17 protein-coding genes are annotated in these 20,266 nt (G+C 63.5%); 13 read left to right on the top strand and 4 right to left on the bottom strand.

The window, feature by feature from the left end:
- Positions 1–38 precede the first annotated feature (38 nt).
- Positions 39–824 carry an SDR family NAD(P)-dependent oxidoreductase gene (locus tag NKH22_RS08425; RefSeq protein ID WP_023824817.1) on the bottom strand — a complete coding sequence of 262 codons (786 nt, stop codon included), beginning with the start codon at positions 822–824 and terminating at the stop codon, positions 39–41.
- Between the two features lie 83 nt (positions 825–907).
- Between NKH22_RS08425 and uxuA the strand changes: the two genes are divergently transcribed.
- The 5 genes from uxuA (at position 908) to NKH22_RS08400 (ending at position 8,248) form a co-directional block, all read left to right on the top strand.
- Positions 908–2,092, top strand: a complete 1,185-nt coding sequence (gene uxuA, locus NKH22_RS08420) for a mannonate dehydratase (protein WP_352909362.1) — start codon at positions 908–910, stop codon at positions 2,090–2,092.
- A gap of 202 nt (positions 2,093–2,294) precedes the next feature.
- Positions 2,295–3,584 (top strand): D-arabinono-1,4-lactone oxidase, encoded by a 1,290-nt coding sequence (locus tag NKH22_RS08415; RefSeq protein ID WP_352909361.1) that lies wholly within the window; start codon positions 2,295–2,297, stop codon positions 3,582–3,584.
- Positions 3,581–4,753, top strand: a complete 1,173-nt coding sequence (locus NKH22_RS08410) for an alanine racemase (RefSeq protein ID WP_031193055.1) — start codon at positions 3,581–3,583, stop codon at positions 4,751–4,753. Before NKH22_RS08415 ends, NKH22_RS08410 begins: the two co-directional genes overlap by 4 nt.
- 79 nt (positions 4,754–4,832) lie before the next feature.
- Positions 4,833–6,545, top strand: coding sequence for an aldehyde dehydrogenase family protein (locus tag NKH22_RS08405; RefSeq protein ID WP_352909360.1), 1,713 nt, complete (start codon positions 4,833–4,835; stop codon positions 6,543–6,545).
- 50 nt (positions 6,546–6,595) lie between these two features.
- A complete protein-coding gene (locus tag NKH22_RS08400) occupies positions 6,596–8,248 on the top strand; it encodes an FAD-binding dehydrogenase (protein ID WP_352909359.1) in 1,653 nt (550 codons plus the stop codon).
- Between the two features lie 239 nt (positions 8,249–8,487).
- Here the strand turns inward: NKH22_RS08400 and dgoD are convergent, their stop codons facing one another.
- On the bottom strand, positions 8,488–9,636 hold the full coding sequence (gene dgoD, locus NKH22_RS08395) for a galactonate dehydratase (protein ID WP_023714596.1): 1,149 nt from the start codon (positions 9,634–9,636) through the stop codon (positions 8,488–8,490).
- Positions 9,637–9,643: 7 nt separating this feature from the next.
- Positions 9,644–10,333 (bottom strand): FadR/GntR family transcriptional regulator, encoded by a 690-nt coding sequence (locus NKH22_RS08390; protein ID WP_245259915.1) that lies wholly within the window; start codon positions 10,331–10,333, stop codon positions 9,644–9,646.
- A 245-nt stretch (positions 10,334–10,578) separates the two neighbouring features.
- On the opposite strand from NKH22_RS08390, the gene NKH22_RS08385 reads away from it, so the two are divergent.
- The 4 genes from NKH22_RS08385 (at position 10,579) to NKH22_RS08370 (ending at position 14,916) form a co-directional block, all read left to right on the top strand.
- Positions 10,579–11,568, top strand: a complete 990-nt coding sequence (locus tag NKH22_RS08385; RefSeq protein ID WP_023668118.1) for an arabinose ABC transporter substrate-binding protein — start codon at positions 10,579–10,581, stop codon at positions 11,566–11,568.
- 70 nt (positions 11,569–11,638) lie between these two features.
- The gene (gene araG, locus NKH22_RS08380; RefSeq protein ID WP_352909358.1) at positions 11,639–13,150 is read left to right on the top strand and encodes an L-arabinose ABC transporter ATP-binding protein AraG; all 1,512 of its coding nucleotides are present in this window, start codon (positions 11,639–11,641) and stop codon (positions 13,148–13,150) included.
- Between the two features lie 11 nt (positions 13,151–13,161).
- Positions 13,162–14,112, top strand: a complete 951-nt coding sequence (gene araH, locus NKH22_RS08375; protein WP_023668120.1) for an L-arabinose ABC transporter permease AraH — start codon at positions 13,162–13,164, stop codon at positions 14,110–14,112.
- 24 nt (positions 14,113–14,136) lie between these two features.
- Positions 14,137–14,916, top strand: a complete 780-nt coding sequence (locus NKH22_RS08370; protein ID WP_352909357.1) for an SDR family oxidoreductase — start codon at positions 14,137–14,139, stop codon at positions 14,914–14,916.
- Positions 14,917–14,978: 62 nt separating this feature from the next.
- On the opposite strand, the gene NKH22_RS08365 is transcribed toward NKH22_RS08370, so the two are convergent.
- Positions 14,979–15,926: a GlxA family transcriptional regulator gene (locus tag NKH22_RS08365; RefSeq protein ID WP_352909356.1), complete on the bottom strand. Its 948-nt coding sequence runs from the start codon at positions 15,924–15,926 to the stop codon at positions 14,979–14,981.
- An 87-nt stretch (positions 15,927–16,013) separates the two neighbouring features.
- On the opposite strand from NKH22_RS08365, the gene NKH22_RS08360 reads away from it, so the two are divergent.
- From NKH22_RS08360 to NKH22_RS08345, 4 genes are all read left to right on the top strand, one after another.
- The gene (locus NKH22_RS08360; RefSeq protein WP_352909354.1) at positions 16,014–16,721 is read left to right on the top strand and encodes a DJ-1/PfpI family protein; all 708 of its coding nucleotides are present in this window, start codon (positions 16,014–16,016) and stop codon (positions 16,719–16,721) included.
- A 122-nt stretch (positions 16,722–16,843) separates the two neighbouring features.
- Positions 16,844–17,578, top strand: a complete 735-nt coding sequence (locus NKH22_RS08355; protein ID WP_352909352.1) for a FadR/GntR family transcriptional regulator — start codon at positions 16,844–16,846, stop codon at positions 17,576–17,578.
- Positions 17,575–18,771, top strand: a complete 1,197-nt coding sequence (locus NKH22_RS08350; protein ID WP_352909350.1) for a PLP-dependent transferase — start codon at positions 17,575–17,577, stop codon at positions 18,769–18,771. Before NKH22_RS08355 ends, NKH22_RS08350 begins: the two co-directional genes overlap by 4 nt.
- A gap of 26 nt (positions 18,772–18,797) precedes the next feature.
- A complete protein-coding gene (locus NKH22_RS08345) occupies positions 18,798–20,075 on the top strand; it encodes an ABC transporter substrate-binding protein (protein WP_352909348.1) in 1,278 nt (425 codons plus the stop codon).
- Positions 20,076–20,266: the final 191 nt, after the last annotated feature.

Here is a 20,266-nt window from a genome sequence, read left to right as displayed (position 1 = left end):
ACCGATTGCCTGCAAGCGCGCAGAACGCCATCATAGCGCTACTTCACGCCAATACCTGCCGTCAGGCCGCCATCGATCCTGTAGTCCGCGCCGGTGCAGAAACCGGCCTTCGACGAGCACAGGAAGGCGATGAGTTCCGCCACTTCCTCCGGTTCGCCGATACGGCCGAGCGGATGCGCCGCGCCGAAGCGCTTGTAGGCCTCTTCGACATCGGCATCGCTGCCGCCGTCACCGCGCGCAGCCTTCTCCAGGATCGGCGTGCGGATCGAGCCCGGGCTGACCGAATTGACGCGGATGCCTGATGCCGCGTAGTCGAGCGCCAGCGAGCGCGTCAGCGTGTGGATGGCCCCTTTGGTCGTGGCATAGGCGGCAACGTTCTGCTGGCAGGCAAAACCCTGCACCGAGGCGACGTTGACGATGGCGCCGCCACCGCGCTTGATCATTTCCGGGATACCGAAATGGGCGGTCAGGTAGATCGAGCCGACATTGACCGTCATTGCCCGGTTCCAGCTTTCCCAGTCGGTGGTCGTCGCGGTGCCATAGGGATGGACGGCGGCGGAGTTGACGATGACATCCAGACCGCCGAACCTGGCGACGCCAGCCGCCACCGCGTCGCGCACCTGGTCGGAGACGGACACATCGGTGTCGATGACCAGCACCGCGGCACCAGCACTTTCTAGTTGCGCTTTCATCGCCGCATTGGCGGCGCGGTCGATGCCGCAGGCGATGATTGCGGCGCCACCGGCCGCAAGGCGTCTGGCGGTTGCCAGGCCAATGCCGGTCGTCCCCGTCACCAGGGCGACCTTACCGTCGAAATCCATCATTTCTAAAAACTCCTCCATTTTCTATCGACTCCCATCGGGGTCCAACAATAAGTTGCCAACCTCTCGCAGAAGGAAAGCCGAAAATGGAACAATGCTGGCGCTGGTATGGGCCCGATGATCCGGTGACGCTCGATCATGTCAAGCAGGCGGGCGCCACCGGCGTGGTCTCGGCGCTCCACCATATCTATGACGGCCGGGCGTGGCCTGAAGCCGAAGTTCTGGAGCGCAAGCGCCTCATCAAGGCGGCAGGACTGACCTGGTCGGTCGTCGAGAGCATTCCGGTCCACAATTCCTTCAAGATCGGCGCGCCGGAACGCGAGCGCTATGCCGGCTATTATCGCGATTCGATCCGCGTGCTGGCCAAGGCCGGCATCGCCACGATCTGCTACAATTTCATGCCGGTGGTCGACTGGACCCGCACCGATCTAGCCTACCGTCTCCCGACGACAGGCTACGCCCTGCGTTTTGATGCCGTTGATTTCGCCGCCTACGATCTGTTCGTGCTGAAGCGCAAGAACGGTGCTGACAGCTATACGCCGGCGCGTATTGCGCAAGCGGAAGCGCGGCTGAAGGAATTGTCGCCAGAGAAGATGGACCAGATCGAGCGCAATCTGATCGCCGGCCTGCCGGCTACAGAGCGCAAGTATGACCGCGACAGTTTTCGCGAGGCACTTGCGGACTATGACGGAATCGGGCCGAAGGAGTTGCGCGGCAACCTCGCGTGGTTCCTGCGCGAGATCATTCCGGTGGCGGAAGAGGAGGGGGTGCGCATGTGTATCCACCCCGACGATCCGCCGTTTTCGCTCTACGGCCTGCCGCGCGTCGTTTCGACCGCCGAGGATGCGCGTTTCATTCTCAATGCCGTCGACAGCCAGGCCAATGGGCTGACGTTCTGCACCGGGTCCTACGGCACGCGCGCCGACAACGACATCGTCGCCATGGTCAAGGAATTCGCCGACCGCATCCACTTCGCCCATCTGCGCAACATCACCATCGAGGATGACGGCTCGTTCTACGAGGCCGAGCATCTCGAAGGCGGCACCGACATGGCGCATGTCATCCTGGCGCTGATGCAGGAGGAGGCGCGCCGCCGCAAGGAGGGCCGCGCCGACTGGCAAATCCCGATGCGGCCGGACCATGGCCACCTGCTCGCCGACGATATCGGCAAGACAAGGATCAATCCCGGCTACTCGCTGATCGGCCGCCTGAAGGGCTTGGCCGAATTGCGCGGCATCATGCGGGCCGTGGAAACGTTTGGGCTGGCTTGAAGGGGCAACGAACTGCGTTCAATGCCGACGCCGGCTCAGCGTGCGTCGCTGTAGATAATGCGGCCGGCGCGGACGCAAGACACCTCCGATTGCCAGGTTGACAGAAAGCTGACAATGTATCATATCCGGAAAAGCTGACTATGTATCATATTATCTAGCGCTAGGAGAAAGACCGGCAAAGCCGGCGCCCCAGGGAGGGATCGTGGGAGAGGCTATCAGCCAGTGGAGCAATTGGTCGGGCTATGTCACGGCCACGCCGCAGGCTTTTGCCGAACCGCTGAGTCTCGATGAGCTGAGTGGTGCCATTCGCAACTCGCCGGGACCAGTTCGATTTGTCGGCACGGGCCATTCCTTTACGCCGCTGGTCAAGAATGACGGCACCATCCTGTCGCTCGACCGCTTCGAGGGCCTGAGGTCGCACGATCCCGAAAAACTGACGGCGCGGGTCGGCGCCGGCACCAAGATCGGCGCGCTGGCAAAGCTGTTGCACGGCGTCGGCCAGGCGCTGCCGAACATGGGCGACATCGACAAGCAGGCGTTCGGCGGGGCGCTCGGCACCGCCACGCACGGCTCGGGCATCACGCTTGGCGCGTACCACACCCAGCTCGAGGCGATGCAGATCGTCGACGGGCGTGGCGCGCTGAAAGAGTTCGACCGTGCCAAGAGTCCCGACATGATCGAAGCCATGGGCGCTTCGCTCGGCGCTTTCGGCGCCGTCACCGAAGTGACGATCCGCAACGTGGCGAGCTACCGGATGCGGCACCGCCGCTGGACGGCGCCGATTGCCGATGTGCTTGCGCAATTCGAAAGCACCATGACGGCGCATCGTTCGGCCGAGTTCTACTATGTGCCGTTTTCCGGCCAGGCGCTGCTGATTGCCAGCGACATCACCGAGGCGCCGGCGACGGTGCGTCCGCCGACGGAAGACGACGATGCGGTGACGACGCTGAGAAAACTGCGCGACTATCTCAGCTGGCTCCCTTGGCTGCGCCGCCGTCTCATCGGCTCGGCCTTCGCCAAGGTGCCGGCCGAGGATTATGTCGAGGAGTGGCTGAAGGTCTTCACCTCCGAGCGCAACGTCAAGTTCAACGAGATGGAATACCACCTGCCGTTCGAGGAAGGGGCGGCCGCACTCAGCGAAATCATTGCGCTGCTCGAGACGCGGTTTCCAGAGGTCTATTTTCCGATGGAGGTGCGCGTCGTCGCGCCCGACAATGTCTGGCTCAGCCCCTTCTACAAGCGCCCAACCTGTTCCATCGCCATCCATCACGGCGTCGAGCGCGATCCGATGGCGTTCTTCAACGCCGCCGAGCCGATCTTCAGGAAGCGCGGCGGCCGCCCGCATTGGGGCAAGATGCACAGCCTGACATCAAGGGAATTGAGCGCGCTCTATCCGCGCTGGAACGATGCGATGGCGGTCCGCCGCGAGATGGACCCGGACAACCGCTTCGTGTCGCCCTATATTGCCAGGCTGCTCGGCGTCGCGGCATGAGCCTGACCGACACCTATTTCGCGGAAATGTCGGGCGCGCTCAGGGCAGCCGGGATCTTTCAGCCTTGCCTGGTGCTCGATCTCGACCGGCTCGATCACAACATCGCTGCGATCAAGGCGAAGTTCGCCACGGGCCTCGATCTGCGCCTCGTCGACAAGTCGCTGCCATGCCTGCCGCTGATCGACTATATCCGCGCGGCGTTTGCGACCGACAGGCTGATGACCTTTCATCTGCCGATCAGCGCCGAGATGCTGAAAGTGTTTCCCCAAGTCGATCTCCTGTTGGGCAAGCCGATGCCGGTTGCCGGCGCCAGGCACGCGCTGACGAAGGGCGTTCTCGCCGGGCTCGGCGAAGCTACGTCGCGCATCGTCTGGCTGATCGATACCGAGGAGCGGCTGGCCGCCTATGGCTCGCTTGCCGCCGAGCTCGACCGCGAGCTGCGCGTCTGCTTCGAGGTCGATGTCGGCCTTCATCGCGGCGGTATCAGCGATCCCGACTCACTGGCCCGGGCAGTTTCCGCGTTGGCGAATTACCCGCGGCTGAAATGCGAAGGCGTCATGGCCTACGAGGCGCATATCGGCCATATCCCCAAACTGCTGGGAGGACCGGCCAAGGCGCGCGTCAAGGCGATCAGCCTGTTTCGCCAGTATGTCGCTTGCCTTGCCGCCGACCAGCGCAAGATCCTCAATCTTGGCGGCAGCAGCACCGCATTGCTCTATGACAGCTGGGTCGGCGCCAATGAATTGTCCATCGGATCGGCTTTTATGCTGCCGACCGATTTCGATGTGCCGAGCCTCAGCCAATTGCGGCCTGCCGCATTCATCGCGACGCCGATCCTGAAAGTGGTCGATGTCCAGGCGCCGGGCCTCGACCAGCGCTCCTGGCTGCTGCAGAAGCTCGGGCTGTTGCCGCGGCGCGGCTGTTTTCTCTATGGCGGAAAATGGATGGCGAAGCCCGTCCATCCCGTGGGGATGAAGACCGACAAGACGTTCGGCTTTTCGACCAATCAGCAATTCATGGCGCTGCCCGACAACGTCAATGTCGGGCCTGACGACTACGCCTTCCTGCGTCCGACGCAGAGCGAATTCGTGCTACAGCAGTTCGGTTCGATCCAGGTCTATTCCGGCGGGAAATTCGTCGAGCAATGGGCCGCACTGCCGTTTTCGTAGAGCAATTCCAGGAAAAGTGTGAAGCGGTTTTCCCACAGGAATTGCGTCAAACAAAGAGATCGAAGTGGAGGAGGATAGGATGGTTGCCAAGGCAGTCAAAACCCAGCCCGTGCAGCCTGAATGGGCAGCCGAACTCGACCTCGCGCTCACCGATCTCGACGCCAGGAAGGACGACTGGGCGCAGACCTCGAATGGCGAGCGGATCGCCTTGCTGCGGCAGGTCAAGGATCACATCCGCGAGGTCGCCGAGGCGTGGGTCAAAACCGCGACGCGCAAGAAGGGCATCCCGATCGGCTCGCCGCTGGAAGGTGAGGAATGGCTGGCTGGCCCGGCGGCGCTGATGGATGGCTGCAACCAGTTCATCCACACGCTGAGCCTGATGGAGGGCAAGAAGTTCCTTGACAGTCTGCCGGTTCGCACCTTGCCCAACGGACAGGTGGCTGTGACGGTGGTTCCGAATTCGCTCTGGGACAAGGTGCTGTTCACCGGGCTGAAGGCCGAGATCTGGATGCAGCCCGGCGTGACCAAGGCGAACCTCGCCGCAAACACCGCCTCGGCCTATGACGCGCCGCGCACCAGCCGCAAGGGCAAGATCGGCCTCGTGCTCGGCGCCGGCAACGTCGCCTCGATCGCGCCGCTCGACTGCCTGCACAAGCTGCTCGTCGAACATCAGGTCGTCCTGCTCAAGATGAACCCGGTCAATGATTACCTCGTTGATTTCCTGCGGCCGGCGCTGCGGCCGCTGATCGAATTCGGCGCGCTGCGCATCGTGCGCGGCGGCACCGATGTCGGTGCGTATCTGTGCAACCACGATCTCGTTGACGACATCCACATCACCGGTGCCGCCGCCTCGCATGACGCGATCGTCTGGGGTCCCGGCGAGGAGGGCCGCAAGAACAAGGCGGCGGGCACGCCGCGCAACAGCCGGCGTATCACCTCGGAGCTTGGCGGCGTGGCACCCACCATCGTGGTGCCCGGCCCATGGTCGGATGCCGATATCACCTACCACGCCGAACTGATCGCTACCCAAAAGCTCAACAATTCCGGTTTCAACTGCATCGCCTGCCAAATGCTCGTGTTGCCCGAAGGCTGGGGCAAATCCGATGCGCTTTTGGCAGCACTCGAAAAGGTGATGCAGAAAGCCCCGTCGCGCCCGGCCTATTATCCCGGCGCGACCGAGCGCCTCGCCGCCTTCGAGGCGCACGCCGACACGGCACAAAAATTCGAGCGGCCTGGCGGGCCCGCCTGCGTGGTGGTGCCGTTCCGGCCGGGCACGGACGCCTATCTCGAAAATGCCGAGGTGTTCGCGCCGGCGCTCAGCGTCATGCGGCTGCCGGCGGGCAATGCGGAATCCTATCTGCGCGCCGCTGTCGCCTACGCCAATGAAAAGCTGCACGGCACGCTTGCCGCCAACATCCTCATCCATCCCAGGACGATCGCCGAGATCGGCCGGCAGCGCTTCGAGGAAATCATTGCCGAACTGCGCTATGGCGGCATCGGCATCAATTCCTGGAGCGGCGTTCTGTTCGCGCTGCTGCGCCCGACCTGGGGTGCTTTCCCTGGCCACACGCTCGACGACGTGCAGAGCGGCATCGGCGTCGTCCACAACACTTATTTGTTCGACAGACCGGAGCGCAGCGTGCTCGAAGCGCCGTTCCGCATTGTGCCGAAGCCGGCCTGGTTCCTGACCCACAAAAGGGCTGATGTCGTGGGACGGCTGATCACCGAGTTCAATTACCGGCCGAGCTTCCTGAAGCTGCCGCGCATCATCTGGAACGCGCTGCGCGGCTAGCAACGAGCATCCGATGTCAAAAACAAAAAGCCGGGACAGGAGTTACGACAATGGCTGACACGGATGCAATCATCGTCGGCGGCGGGCTGGCCGGCCTGGCCGCAGCCGCGGAACTCGGCGATGCCGGCAAGCGCGTAATTATCGTCGAGCAGGAGGGTGGCGGTTTTCTCGGCGGCCAGGCATTCAGGTCGCTCGGCGGCCTTTTCCTGGTCGACACGCCCGAGCAGCGCCGCCTGCGCATCAAGGACAGCCGCGACCTCGCCTGGCAGGATTGGCTGGGTTCTGCCCAGTTCGACCGGCCCGAGGACCATTGGCCAAGTAAAGTGGCGGAAGCCTATGTCGCTTTCGCCGCCGGCGAGATGCGGCCGTGGCTCTACGCCATGGGCATGCGCTGGTGGCCGGTGGTCGGCTGGGCCGAGCGCGGCGGCGCGCTGGCCAATGGCCACGGCAATTCAGTGCCGCGCTTCCACCTGACATGGGGCACTGGGCCGGGCGTGGTCGCGCCGTTCGAAAGGCGCGTGCGCGAGCACGTCGCCAAAGGGCTGATCACTTTGAAATTCCGTCATCAGGTCAGCCGGCTGATCAAGACCAACGGCGCGGTCACCGGCGTCGCGGGCGAAATCCTGGAGGCATCCGATGTCGAGCGCGGCAAGCAGTCGAGCCGCACGGCCGTCGGCGATTTCGACCTTTCGGCCGGTGTCGTGATCGTCACCTCCGGCGGCATCGGCGGCAATCATGAGTTGGTTCGCAAGGTCTGGCCGGTCGGGCGGCTGGGGCCAGCGCCGAAGCGTATGGTTGCCGGCGTGCCGCACCATGTCGACGGCCGCATGGTGGCGATCACCCAGGACGCCGGCGGGGCCGTCATCAACGCCGACCGCATGTGGCACTATGTCGAGGGGATCAAGAACTGGAATCCGACCTGGCCGAACCACGGCATCCGCATCCTGTCGGCGCCGTCGCCGCTATGGTTCGATGCTCTGGGACAACGCATGGAGGCGCCGTTCTTCCCGAGCTTCGATTCGCTCGGCACCTTGAAGCGTATCCTGTCGACGGCACACGATTATTCCTGGTTCGTGCTGAGCAAGACGATCGCTTCGAAGGAGTTCGTGCTGTCGGGTTCGGAGCAAAACCTAGACTTTACGGCCAAGGATTGGCGGGCCGTGCTGAAGAACCGGCGCGGCGGCAAGGCGCCACCATCGGTGGCAGCGTTCCTGGAAAAGGGCGAGGACTTCGTCGTCCGCGACAACCTGGCCGACTTGGTCGCCGGTATGAACGCGCTGTCAGGCGACAATCTGCTCGACTACGACCGGCTCAAGGCGCAGATCGTGGCGCGCGATCGCGAGGTCGACCATGCCTATACCAAGGATGCGCAGGTCACAGCCGTCCGCGGCGCCCGCAACTACATTGGCGACAAGATCTTCCGGGTGACCAAGCCGCACAAGATACTCGATCCCAGGCACGGCCCGCTGATCGCGGTGCGCCTCAACATTCTGACGCGCAAAACGCTTGGCGGCCTGCACACCAATCTCAATTCGCAGGTTCTCGACGGCAATGGCGAACCCATTGCCGGGCTCTATGCGGCAGGCGAGGTGGCCGGCGGCGGTGGCGGCGGCTATCACGGCTACAATGCGCTGGAAGGGACATTTCTCGGCAGCTGCATCTTCTCCGGCAGGAACGCAGGCCGGCACGCCGCGGGCAGGTGAAGCGGCTGGCGGGCCAAGAAAAGGTCGATGAGAACAGGACATCCGCCATGTTCCATGGATAGCGACTGCTTTCGATCGCTTGCGGCAACCCAGGCGGTCAGCGAGTTGCGGCTTGCCGGCGCCGACGGTTCCCATGCGCTGGTGCTCGGCGCTGCGGCCCATCAGAGGCCTGCGTTACGCTGGCGCCACCGCGAAATCGAACCCGAGGTCCTGAAGGCCTGGCCGCAAGGTCGGCCGAGCTACCACTCGGCGAAGGAGCCGTCCTTGTGACGCCAGACCGGGTTGCGCCAGCGGTGGCCTTCCTTGGCGCGTTCCTTGACGTAGTCCTCGTCGATTTCGACGCCGAGGCCGGGACCATCGGGGATTGCGACATAGCCATCCTCGTAGCGGAAGACGTCCTTGTTGGCGGCATAGTCGAGCAAATCGTTTGCGGCGTTGTAGTGGATGCCGAGGCTCTGTTCCTGGATGAAGCAGTTGTAGCTGACGGCATCGAGCTGCAGGCAGGCGGCGAGCGCGATCGGGCCGAGCGGGCAGTGGGGCGCCACCGCAATGTCATAGGCCTCGGCCATCGCTGCGATCTTGCGGCATTCGGTGATGCCGCCGGCATGCGACAGGTCCGGCTGGATGATGTCGACGGCGCCTTGTTCGAACACCGATTTGAAATCCCAGCGGCTGTAAAGACGCTCGCCGAGCGCGATCGGCGTCGAGCCCAGCGCTGCGATCTCCTTCAGCGCCTCGCGATTTTCGCTCAGCACCGGCTCCTCGATGAACATCAGCCGGTAGGGTTCGAGCTCCTTGACCAGCATGCGCGCCATCGGCCGGTGGACGCGGCCGTGGAAATCGACGGCGATGCCAATGTTGGACCCAACGGCCTCGCGCACCATGGCGACGCGTTCGACAGCCGCATCTATTCTGTCATGGCTGTCGACGATCTGCAGTTCCTCGGTGCCATTCATCTTCAGCGCCTGAAAACCGCGCGCCACCACTTCCCTGGCGCCATCAGCCACTTCCGCCGGCCGGTCGCCGCCGATCCAGGAATAGACCTTGATGCTGTCGCGCAGCTTGCCGCCGAGCAGTTCGTGCACAGGCACGCCGAGCGCCTTGCCCTTGATGTCCCACAGCGCCTGGTCGATGCCGGCAATGGCGCTCATCAGGATCGGCCCGCCGCGGTAGAAGCCGCCGCGATGCATCACCGTCCAATGGTCCTCGATCAGGCGCGGGTCCTTGCCGATCAGATAATCGCCAAGTTCCTTGACCGCTGCCTCGACCGTCAGCGCACGGCCTTCGACCACAGGCTCGCCCCAGCCGGTAACGCCGGCATCAGTCTCGATCTTCAGGAACAGCCAGCGCGGCGGGACGATGTAGGTGGTGAGCGAGATGATTTTCATGCTGGTCTCAGTTGTTCTTGAGTTTCTTGGCGCTGACCAGGTCGCGCGCCGCAAGGTCGAGGATCCGGCCTGCCGCCGCACGCGCCGCCGCGGCATCGCGCATGCGCAGCGCCTCGACCACCTCACGGTGCGCCGCCACCGCTTCCATGCGCCGGGCGAGCGAAATGGTCGCCGTTGCTTCGAGCGAGAATTTCAGCCCGGTGTCGATCAGATTGCCGATCTGGCGGAAGATCGGGTTGTGGCTCGCGGCATAGACGATCTGGTGGAAGGTGATGTCCGAGCGCGAGAAGGCGGCGAGATCCTCGCCGGCATTGGCCATGCCGCGCCAGGCGGCTTCGAGATCGGCGATCTCCTGCAGCGTCGCACGAGTCGCCGCCAGTTCAGCTACCAGAGGTTCGATGGCGCGGCGCGTTTCGAGGATGGCGTCGAACAATTTGTCGTCCAGCGCATGCGGCGCGTGCCAGGCCAGCACCTGCGGGTCGATGATGTTCCAGTTGTCCTGTTCACATACAACCGTGCCGATGCGCGGTCGCGACAGCACCAGCCCCTTGGCGGCCAGCACCTTCAGCGCCTCGCGGATGACGGTGCGGCTGACGCCATATTCGACGCCGAGTTCGTTTTCGGTCGGCAGGGACGAGCCGGCGGGATAGCGTCCGGAAAAGATGTCTGAGGCAAGCGCCTTGGTCACATCGGGCATGACGCGCGGGCGGCGGGTGTCGCCTGATGCCTTCTTCGAAGTTTCGGTCACCTCAGCCCTCCTCCAAGGCGGCGAAACCACTGATCTCGCGTCCCCGGCCTTACCGGATGCGGATGATTTGCGCCAGCGATCCCTGGTCAGAGCATGTAGCTCAATTATCATACCAGATCAATTGACGAGTATGATAAAAAGAATTAGAGACTCTGCATCCGGGCTGAGCGCCCGGCCATCGCTGGGAGGTAATCATGCGACTTCTGAAGACCGCGCTCGTCGCGGGCGCCCTTGCCGTGCTGTCCGTCACGACCATCGCAGCATATGCTCAGGACACCAAGATAGGTTTTATCGTCAAACAGCCCGAGGAGCCGTGGTTCCAGGACGAATGGAAGTTCGCCGACCAGGCCGCCAAGGAGAAGGGTTTTACCCTGGTCAAGATCGGCGCCGAGGACGGTGAGAAGCTGATGTCGGCGATCGACAATCTCGGCGCGCAGGGCGCGCAAGGCTTCATCGTCTGCACGCCTGATGTGAAGCTCGGCCCCGGCATCGTCGCCAAGGCCGCCGCCAACAATCTCAAGCTGATGACGGTTGATGACCGTCTGGTCGGCGCAGACGGGAAGGCGCTGGAAGACGTGCCGCATATGGGCATTTCGGCGACCAAGATCGGCGAGGCCGTCGGCCAGGCGATCGTCGACGAAATGAAGGCGCGCGGCTGGAAGGCCGACGAGGTTGGCGCCATCCGCGTCTCCTATGATCAGTTGCCGACCGCCGTCGACCGGGTCGAAGGCGCCATTTCGGTGCTCAAGGCCAACGGCTTCAAGGCCGAAAACATCTTTGACGCGCCGCAGGCCAAGACCGATACCGAGGCTGCGCTCAATGCGGCGACGGTGGTACTCAACGCCCATGCCGACATCAAGAAGTGGGTCTCCTTCGGCCTCAACGACGAAGCCGTTCTCGGCGCCGTGCGCGCTTCCGAAAGCGTCGGCATCCCGGCCGAAAACGTGATCGGCGTCGGCATTGGCGGCGCGGATTCGGCGATCAACGAGTTCAAGAAGCCGACCGCCACCGGCTTCGTCGGCACGGTGATCATCTCGCCGAAGCGTCACGGCTACGAGACTGCGCTCAACATGTATGACTGGGTCGCCAACAACAAGGAACCCGAGAAGCTCATCCTGACCGCCGGTGCGCTGGCCAAGCGCGACGACTACCAGACGGTCCGCAAGGGTCTCGGCATCGAATAATCCTCCCTGTACAAACAGGCGGCGGCTCACAGTCGCCGCCTGTTTGGCATGGCAAAAGGATAGGCGCCCCATGTCCTTTCTCGACTTCTCGGAAATCACCAAGACCTATCCGGGCGTCAAGGCGCTGTCCGGCGTCTCGTTCAGCGTCGACAAGGGCGCCGTGCATGGCTTGATGGGCGAGAACGGCGCCGGCAAATCCACGCTGATCAAGATCCTGTCGGGCGACCAGCATGCCGATGACGGCGAGATCCTCATCGACGGCAAGATGCAAGCCTATGCAACGACGCGAGATGCCTTCGACAATGGCGTCATCGTCATCCACCAGGAGCTACAGCTGGTTCCTGAGCTCACTGTTGCCGAAAACCTCAGCCTTGGCCGCTTCCCCACCAACGCCGGCATCATCGCCCGCGCCAGAATGCTGGAAGACGTCGGCGCCAAGCTGAAATCGGCGGGCATCGACATCGATATCAGCCGCAAGGTCAAGACGCTGTCCATCGGCGAACGGCAGATGGTCGAGATCGCCAAGGCGATCATGCTCGACGCGCGCGTCATCGCTCTGGATGAGCCGACCTCGTCATTGTCGTCGCGCGAAAGCGAAATTCTGTTTGCCCTGATCGACCGCCTGCGCGGCGAGGGCAAGGTCATCATCTATGTCTCGCACCGGCTGGACGAAGTGTTCCGCCTCTGCGACAGCCTGACCGTGCTGCGCGACGGCAAGCTCGCGGCGCACCATGCGTCACTGAAAGACGTCACGCGCGATCAGGTCGTCGCCGAAATGGTTGGCCGCGAAATCTCCGACATCTGGGGGTTTCGCCCACGCCCGGCTGGCGATGTCCGGCTGAAGGTCGACGCTGTTTGCGGAGTAAAACTGACGACGCCCGCCAGCTTCGAGGCGAGGGCGGGCGAGATCGTCGGCTTCTTCGGTCTGATCGGCGCGGGCCGCTCCGAACTGATGCGGCTGGTCTTCGGCGCCGACCCGCGCTCAGGCGGCACCATTACCGTTGATGGCAAGGTCGTTCATGCCACCGATCCGCATGACGCGATCCGCGCCGGCATCGTTTTGTGCTCGGAAGACCGCAAGCATGACGGCATCATCCAGGGCCGCTCGATCGAGGAGAACATCAACATCTCGTCGCGGCGTCATCACACGCGCTTCGGAATCCTGAACCGCGCCAGCGAGATCGCCACCGCCGAGACCTTCATCAAGAAGCTCAAGGTGCGCACGCCGTCGCGCAAGCAGGACATCATCAACCTCTCCGGCGGCAACCAGCAGAAGGTCATTCTCGGCCGCTGGCTGTCGGAGCAGGGCGTGCGCGTGCTTATCGTCGACGAGCCGACACGCGGTATCGACGTCGGCGCCAAAGCGGAAATCTACGAACTGCTCTACCAGCTTGCCGAAGACGGCATGGCGATCGTCGTCGTCTCGTCCGAATTGCCGGAAGTGATGGGCATTTGCGACCGCATCCTGGTGATGTGCGGCGGGCGGGTCAGCGCCAAACTCGCGCGCGACCAGTTCGCCGAAAAAGCGATCCTGGCCGCCGCTCTTCCCGATCAGAAAACCCCCGACGCGATCGCATCCTGAGGATCTTTGCCATGACCGATCAGTTGAAGAAGATCCTGCTCGGCGAACAGGGCCTCGTCGTGATCTTCATCGTCGCCTTCGCGCTGGTGTCGCTGCTGGTGCCGAATTTTCTGACTGACCGCAACATGCTCGGCCTGCTGCAGTCGGTGGTCACCGTCGGCATTGTCGCCTGCACCATGATGTTCTGCCTTGCCGCGCGCGACTTCGACCTCTCGGTCGGCTCCATCGTCGCCTTTGCCGGCATGGTCGCGGTGATGGCGTCGAACTATACCGGTTCGATCCTGCTCGGGCTTCTCGCGGCAATCGCCTGCGGCGCCTTCGTCGGCTTCATCAATGGCGTCGTCATCGCCAAATTCCGCATCAACGCACTGATCACGACGCTTGCCACCATGCAGATCGTGCGCGGCCTTGCGCTGATCGCATCGGACGGCCGCGCCGTCGGCATCAACAGCCCGGATTTCTACCAACTGGCGCTGTCGAAGCTGTTCGGCATTCCGACGCCGGTCTGGGTCCTGGCCGTGCTGTTCTGCATCTTCGGTTTTGTCCTCAATCGTACCGTGTTCGGCAAGAACACGCTGGCCATCGGCGGCAACCCGGAGGCTTCGCGCCTGGCCGGCGTCAATGTCGACTGGACGCGGATCTGGATCTTTGCTCTGCAGGGCGTGGTCTGCGGCATCGCCGGCATCCTTCTGGCCTCGCGCATCACGTCGGGCCAGCCCAATGCCGCGGTCGGGCTTGAACTCTCGGTCATCTCGGCCTGCGTGCTCGGCGGCGTCTCGCTTGCCGGCGGCCGCGCCACCATGTCGGGCGTCATCGTCGGCGTGCTGATCATGGGCATCGCCGAAAACGCCATGAACCTGCTCAACATCCCGGCGTTCTACCAATACATTGTGCGCGGTGTGATCCTGCTGCTTGCCGTTTTGCTCGACAATCTGCGTTCGTCGGCACTGGGCCGGCGCTGACCATCTTCCAGTGGAGTGACAGCCATGGCTGAGCGCCTGTCCGGCAAACGCATCTTCCTCACCGGCGCCGCGCAAGGCATTGGGCTTGCCATCGCTGAAGCTTGCCTCGCCGAAGGGGCAAGGCTGTTCCTGGTCGATCGCGACGGCGCGCTGCTGGACAAAGCGGTCGCCGGCCTAGCAGCGCCGCAGGGCCATGTCGGACATACCGCAGCCGACATCAGCGACGGGGCCGCGATTGCCGCTGCCGTCAGCCGGGCGACCGACGCGATCGGGCCGATCAACGCGCTGATCAACAATGCGGGGATGAATGTGTTCTCGACGCCGCTCGAGGCGACCGAGGAGGAGTGGAATCGCAATTTCGATGTCAACGTCAAAGGCGCCTGGAACTGCGCCAAGGCGGTGCTGCCGGCAATGATCGCAAATGGCGGTGGCGCGATCCTCAACATCGCCTCGACGCACAGCTTCACCATCATCCCTCATACCTTCCCCTATCCCGTGGCCAAGCACGCGCTGCTTGGGCTGACCAAGTCGCTGGCGCTGGAATATGCCGGGCAGGGCGTGCGCGTGAACGCGCTGGCGCCCGGTTATGTCGAGACGCAGAAGGCAGCCGACTATTGGAACAGTTTTGCCGATCCGGTTGCGGCGCGCGCCAGGACGCTGGCGCTGCATCCCGGCGGCCGCATCGCCTCGGCGCGCGAGATCGCGCTGGCCGCTGTGTTCATGATTTCCGAGGAGTGCCCGTTCATGAACGCGGCGACCCTCGTCGTCGATGGCGGGCTCAGCCAGCTACAGCATCCCGCCTGAATGCTAGAGAGGCTCTATTTCTACGGCATCGACCGCCGGCCTAATGGAGCAAGCAGTCGCGATCAGAAACGCTCGCGATAGGCGCGCGGATTGGTGCCCAGCACGCGCAGAAAGCCGCGCCGCATGGTTTCTTCCGAGCCGAAACCGCAGCGGCGGGCCGTCTGGTTGACGGGCTGGCCACGCTCCAGCATCCGCCGCGCCGCCTCGATCCGGATCTCCTCGATCGCGCGGGCAGGTGTCCGGCCGGTGGCATCGCGATAGCGTCGCGAGAAACTGCGCGGGCTCATATTGGCGTGGTCGGCCAACTGCGCCAACGACAGATCGCCTGCCAGATTTTCGAGGATCCAGCCATGCAGCCGGTCGAAGCGGCCGTCGCCTTGCTGCAGCTTGAGGGTCTGGCTGAATTGCGCCTGGCCGCCGGGACGTTTCAGGAAGACCACCAACTCGCGCGCCACCGCCAGCGCCGTGTGCCGGCCAAGATCGGCCTCGACGAGGGAGAGGGCGAGATCGATCCCTGCCGTTACGCCGGCCGATGTCCAGACATTGCCATCACGAATGAAGATTGGATCGGGTTCGAGGCGGACCGCCGGAAAGCGCCGGGCGAATTCCGCGCAGCGCCCCCAGTGGGTGACCGCGCGACGGCCGTCGAGCAGGCCTGCCGTCGCCAGCAGCATGGCGCCGCTGCAGACGGAAGCGGTTCGTGTGGCATCGCGCGAGCGGCTGGCGATCCATTGGACCAGCTCGGAATCCTCGCAGGCTGCGTTGACGCCCCATCCGCCGGGCACGACCAGCGTGTCGATCTCAAATCCGTGCGTCGGCAGCGCCGCGGCCTCCAGCATGAGACCGGCCGATGTCTGGATCCGTGGCGAAGCGGCGACGACCACGACCTCGTAGGGTGCTGGTTCGCCGGCCTGCCTCTTGAAGTCGTTGGCGCTGGCAAAGACCTGAAGCGGTCCGCTGACGTCGAGGAGCTGGACGTCGGGATAGGCAAGCATTTCGATACGGCGCATTGGGTTTGGCCTGAAACGAGGGATGAATGGCAATCGTGCCAAAGCATGATGCCGTACATTGGCTGAAGTCAACCCACGGAGATTTCCATGCCCCTTCGTTTCGGCATCCTCGTATTCCCCAACGTCCAACAACTCGACCTCACCGGTCCCTACGAAGTCCTGGCATCGGCCAAAGACGCCGAGGTGGATCTGATCTGGAAGGACCGCAACCCGGTGATGTCGTCGACGCACCTCTCGCTCACCCCGACCGCGACCTTCGACGATTGCCGGCCTCTCGATGTGCTGTGCATTCCGGGCGGGGGCGGGGTCAACGCGCTGCTGGAGGACCAGACAGTCCTCGATTTCGTGTGGGAGCGCGCGGCGCAGGCGCGCTACATAACCTCGGTCTGCAGCGGCGCCCTGGTGCTCGGCGCGGCCGGGCTGCTGAAGGGCAAGCGGGCGACCACGCACTGGTATGCGCATGATTTCCTTGAAGAGTTCGGGGCCATCCCTATCGATGAGCGTATCGTGGAGGACGGCAAGCTCATTACCGCTGGCGGCGTCACTTCCGGGATCGATTTCGGCCTGGCGCTGGTTGCAAGGCTGCTTGGACAGGAGGAGGCTGAGATCGTGCAGCTCTCGCTCGAATATGCCCCGGCGCCTCCCTTCCGCTCGGGCACGCCCGCCGAGGCTTCGCCTGCCGTGCTGGCGCAGGCGAAGGAGCGGCTCGCGGGTTCGAGGCGGGTTCGCGAGGCAATGTTCGCTCGTTGGCGCGAGGCTCGCGCGGCCGCTGTGCCGGCGCGCATCCACGGCTGAAGCGGCAGGGCCGAAGGGGCATTTCTCTGGTCCTTCGGCCCCGCTGCGTTTCCACTGTTGACACGTGCCTTCGTCTGTGCAGAAATTGGTTGGACCATTGAACCACTTCGGTAATCGCCCCCGTGACCGAATTCAGCCTCCCGCCGATCCAGACGACGGCCCGCGACGATGCGGTGCTGAAGGCGTTGGCCGGCTTTGTCATGCGCGAGAAACTGGAGCCCGGTGAGAGGCTGCCGACCGAACGCATTCTCGCCGAGCGCCTGAAGGTCAGCCGCAACACGGTCCGCGAGGCGCTGACGCGCTGGGAAGGGCTTGGCCTGGTCGAGCGCCGGCAAGGCTCTGGCACCTATCTCAAGGCCGCCGTCTCGCTCGACATGCTGCACATGCCGCTGACGCTTGCCGGCGGCAATGATTTCACCGGCCTGATGCGCACGCTGGAAATCCGCCGCGCGCTGGAAGCGGAAGCCGCAGCACTTTGCGCCGTCCGCGCCGACAAGGACGACCTCGCCGAGATCGAGCGCAAGCTCGACATCATGGAGGAAGAGTTTCTCAGCCGGGCCGGCATGTCGTCGGAAGAGGATTGGGAATTCCACCAGGCGATCTACCGCGCCTGCGGCAATCCGTTGTTCGAGCAGATCATCGCCGCCATGCACGAACTGTTCCACCGCTTCTGGGAACATCCGCTCGGCGTGCGCGATTTCGGCCATGCCAGCTTTCCCTACCACCGCACCATGTTCGACTGCATCGCCGCGCATGACCCGGAGGGTGCCCGGGCCGAGGCGCTGAAGCTGATCGCCACCGTCGAGGACGATTTGAAGCGCGGTGCTGCCAACCTCAAACTTGCGGACCGCAAATGAACGAGCACAGCTTCGACCCAGGCATTTCCGGCAGCGACTATCTCGCCGAGGCGGCAACGCTGCTGGCGCATGACGATCCGTTCCCCGGCGGCGCCGTGGTGCCGCCGATCTACCAGACCTCGCTGTTCACCTTCGCCAGCTATGCCGACATGGCCGACACCTTTGCCGGGCGCAGGAAACAGCCGATCTATTCGCGCGGCGACAATCCGACGGTGATGGAGTTCGAGGCGCGGGTGGCGGCGCTCGAAGGCGCTGAAGCCGCACGCGGCTTCTCCAGCGGCATGGCCGCGATCAGCGCGACCGTGCTCGCCTTTGTCGGCGCCGGCGAGCGCATCGTTGCGGTGCGCAATTGCTATGGCGACGCCTACCGACTGTTCGAGCGGCTGTTTCCGCGCCTGCATATCAAGGTCGACTATGTCGACGGCTCTGATCCGGATGCGGTGGCGGCGGCACTTCCCGGTGCGAAATTGCTCTATCTGGAAAGCCCGACCTCGATGATGTTCGAGCTGCAGGATCTCGAGCATCTGACGCGGCTGGCGAAAGAGCAGGGCATCGTCACCACCATCGACAATTCCTGGGCGACGCCGGTGTTCCAGAAGCCAATCCTGCACGGCGTCGATCTGGTGCTGCATTCCGCCTCGAAATATCTCGGCGGTCACAGCGACACCGTCGCCGGCGTGGTGGCCGGCTCGGCCGCTCACATCAAGCATATTAACGACCAGACCTACTCGCAGCTTGGCGCAAAGCTGTCGCCCTTCGAGGGCTGGCTGCTGTTGCGCGGCCTGCGCACGCTGCCGCTGAGACTGCCGCATCACATGAAGAGCGGGCTCACCATCACCGAGCGCTTGAAGGCGCATGACAAGGTCGAGCGGGTCAATCATCCTGCCTATTCCAATCATCCCGGCAAGAAGACGCTTGCCGGCTATGCCGGGCTGTTCTCCTTCGAGGTGACGGAGGATGTCGACATTCCCGCTTTCGTCGATGCGTTGAAATTTTTCCGCATTGGCGTCAGCTGGGGTGGTCATGAAAGCCTGGTCGTGCCGGCAAAGGCGTCGCTCGAGCAGACGCCGGGTCTCAATTCGATGGCGCGCTTCGGCGTCAGCCCCCGAACCATCCGCTTCAATGTCGGATTGGAAAGCGTCGAAGACCTCTGGGCCGACATCGGCCAGGCCTTCGACAAAGCAAAAAAATAACTGGGTTCAAAATGGGAGTTCTGAACATGAAGAGACTGAGCATCATGCTTGCCACCGCTGCCGGCCTGGCGATTTCCGCCAGCGGCGCGCTGGCCGACACCACCCTCAAGCTGGTCGAGGTCATCACCAGCCCGCAGCGCACCGAATTTCTGAAGAAGCAGATCGCCGAGTTCGAGGCCGCCAATGCCGGCGTCAAGGTCGAGGTGGTCTCGCTGCCCTGGGGCCAGGCATTCGAGAAATTCCTCACCATGGTGCAGGCCGGCGACACGCCCGATATCGTCGAGATGCCGGAACGCTGGATGGGCCTCTACGCCACCAACGGCCAGCTCGAGGATCTCGGCCCGTTCATGGCCAAGTGGGACGATGCCAAGACGCTCGGCGACCGCGCCAAGCAGTTCGGCTCGACCGTCAACAACACCCAGTTCATGATCCCGTACGGCTACTATGTGAATGCGCTGTTCTGGAACAAGAAGCTGTTCAAGGAAGCCGGTCTCGACGGTCCGCCGGCGACGCTCGACGACTTCATCGCCGACTCCAAGAAGATCTCGGCCATTCCAGGCAAGTACGGCTATTGCTTGCGCGGTGGGCCGGGCGCCTTCAACGGCATGCACATGTTCATGAACATCGCCGCCGGCAAGGGCGGCTACTTCAACGAGGACGGCACCTCGACCATCAACGAGGAGGGCTCGGTCAAGGGCCTGCAGATGCTGGCCGACATGTACAAGGACGGGCTGGCGCCCAAGGATGCGGTGAGCTGGGGCTTTAACGAGACCGTCACCGGCTTCTATTCCGGCACCTGCGCCATGCTCAACCAGGATCCGGATGCGCTGATCGGCATTGCCGACAAGATGAGTGCCGACGATTTTGCCGTGGCGCCGCTGCCTGTGGGGCCAAGCGGCAAATCCTATCCGACGCTGGGCTATGCCGGCTGGGCGATGTTCGCCAATTCGCAGCACAAGGACGATGCCTGGAAGCTGATGGCGACGCTGTTGTCGCCCAAGGACAATCTCGAATGGGCCAAGGAAGTCGGCGTCGTGCCGATCCACAATGGCGCCGACCAGGATGCCCACTTCAAGACCGAGCAGTTCAAAGGCTGGTTCACCGAACTCAGCGACACTTCCAAATATGAAATGGTGACGCCGCCGACACATCTGGAGAACCTCGGCAATTTCGTCGACCAGGTGGCGATCAAGAATTTCCAGGAAGTGCTGCTCGGCCAGAAGTCGGCCAAGGACGTTGCCGATCAATGGGCCGCGTTCCTGACCAAGGAACAGCAGGACTGGCTGGCCAAGAACAAGAAGTAGTTCTTCCACCTTCTCCCCGTTTACGGTGAGAAGGTGGCCCGAATGCATGTCGCCCAAAAGTGCGTAGCGGTTTTGGGACAACGACATGCACAGACAGGCCCGGATGAGGGGCAGCGCGAGCACCCCAAGGCTGGCGCCGCCCCTCATCTGCCTGCCGGCATCTTCTCCCCGTGAACGGGGAGAAGGGTGCT

The sequence above is a fragment of the Mesorhizobium sp. M1252 genome, assembly GCF_040318265.1.
Classification (GTDB): Bacteria; Pseudomonadota; Alphaproteobacteria; order Rhizobiales; family Rhizobiaceae; genus Mesorhizobium.
This window is presented reverse-complemented; position numbering and strand designations above follow the sequence as displayed.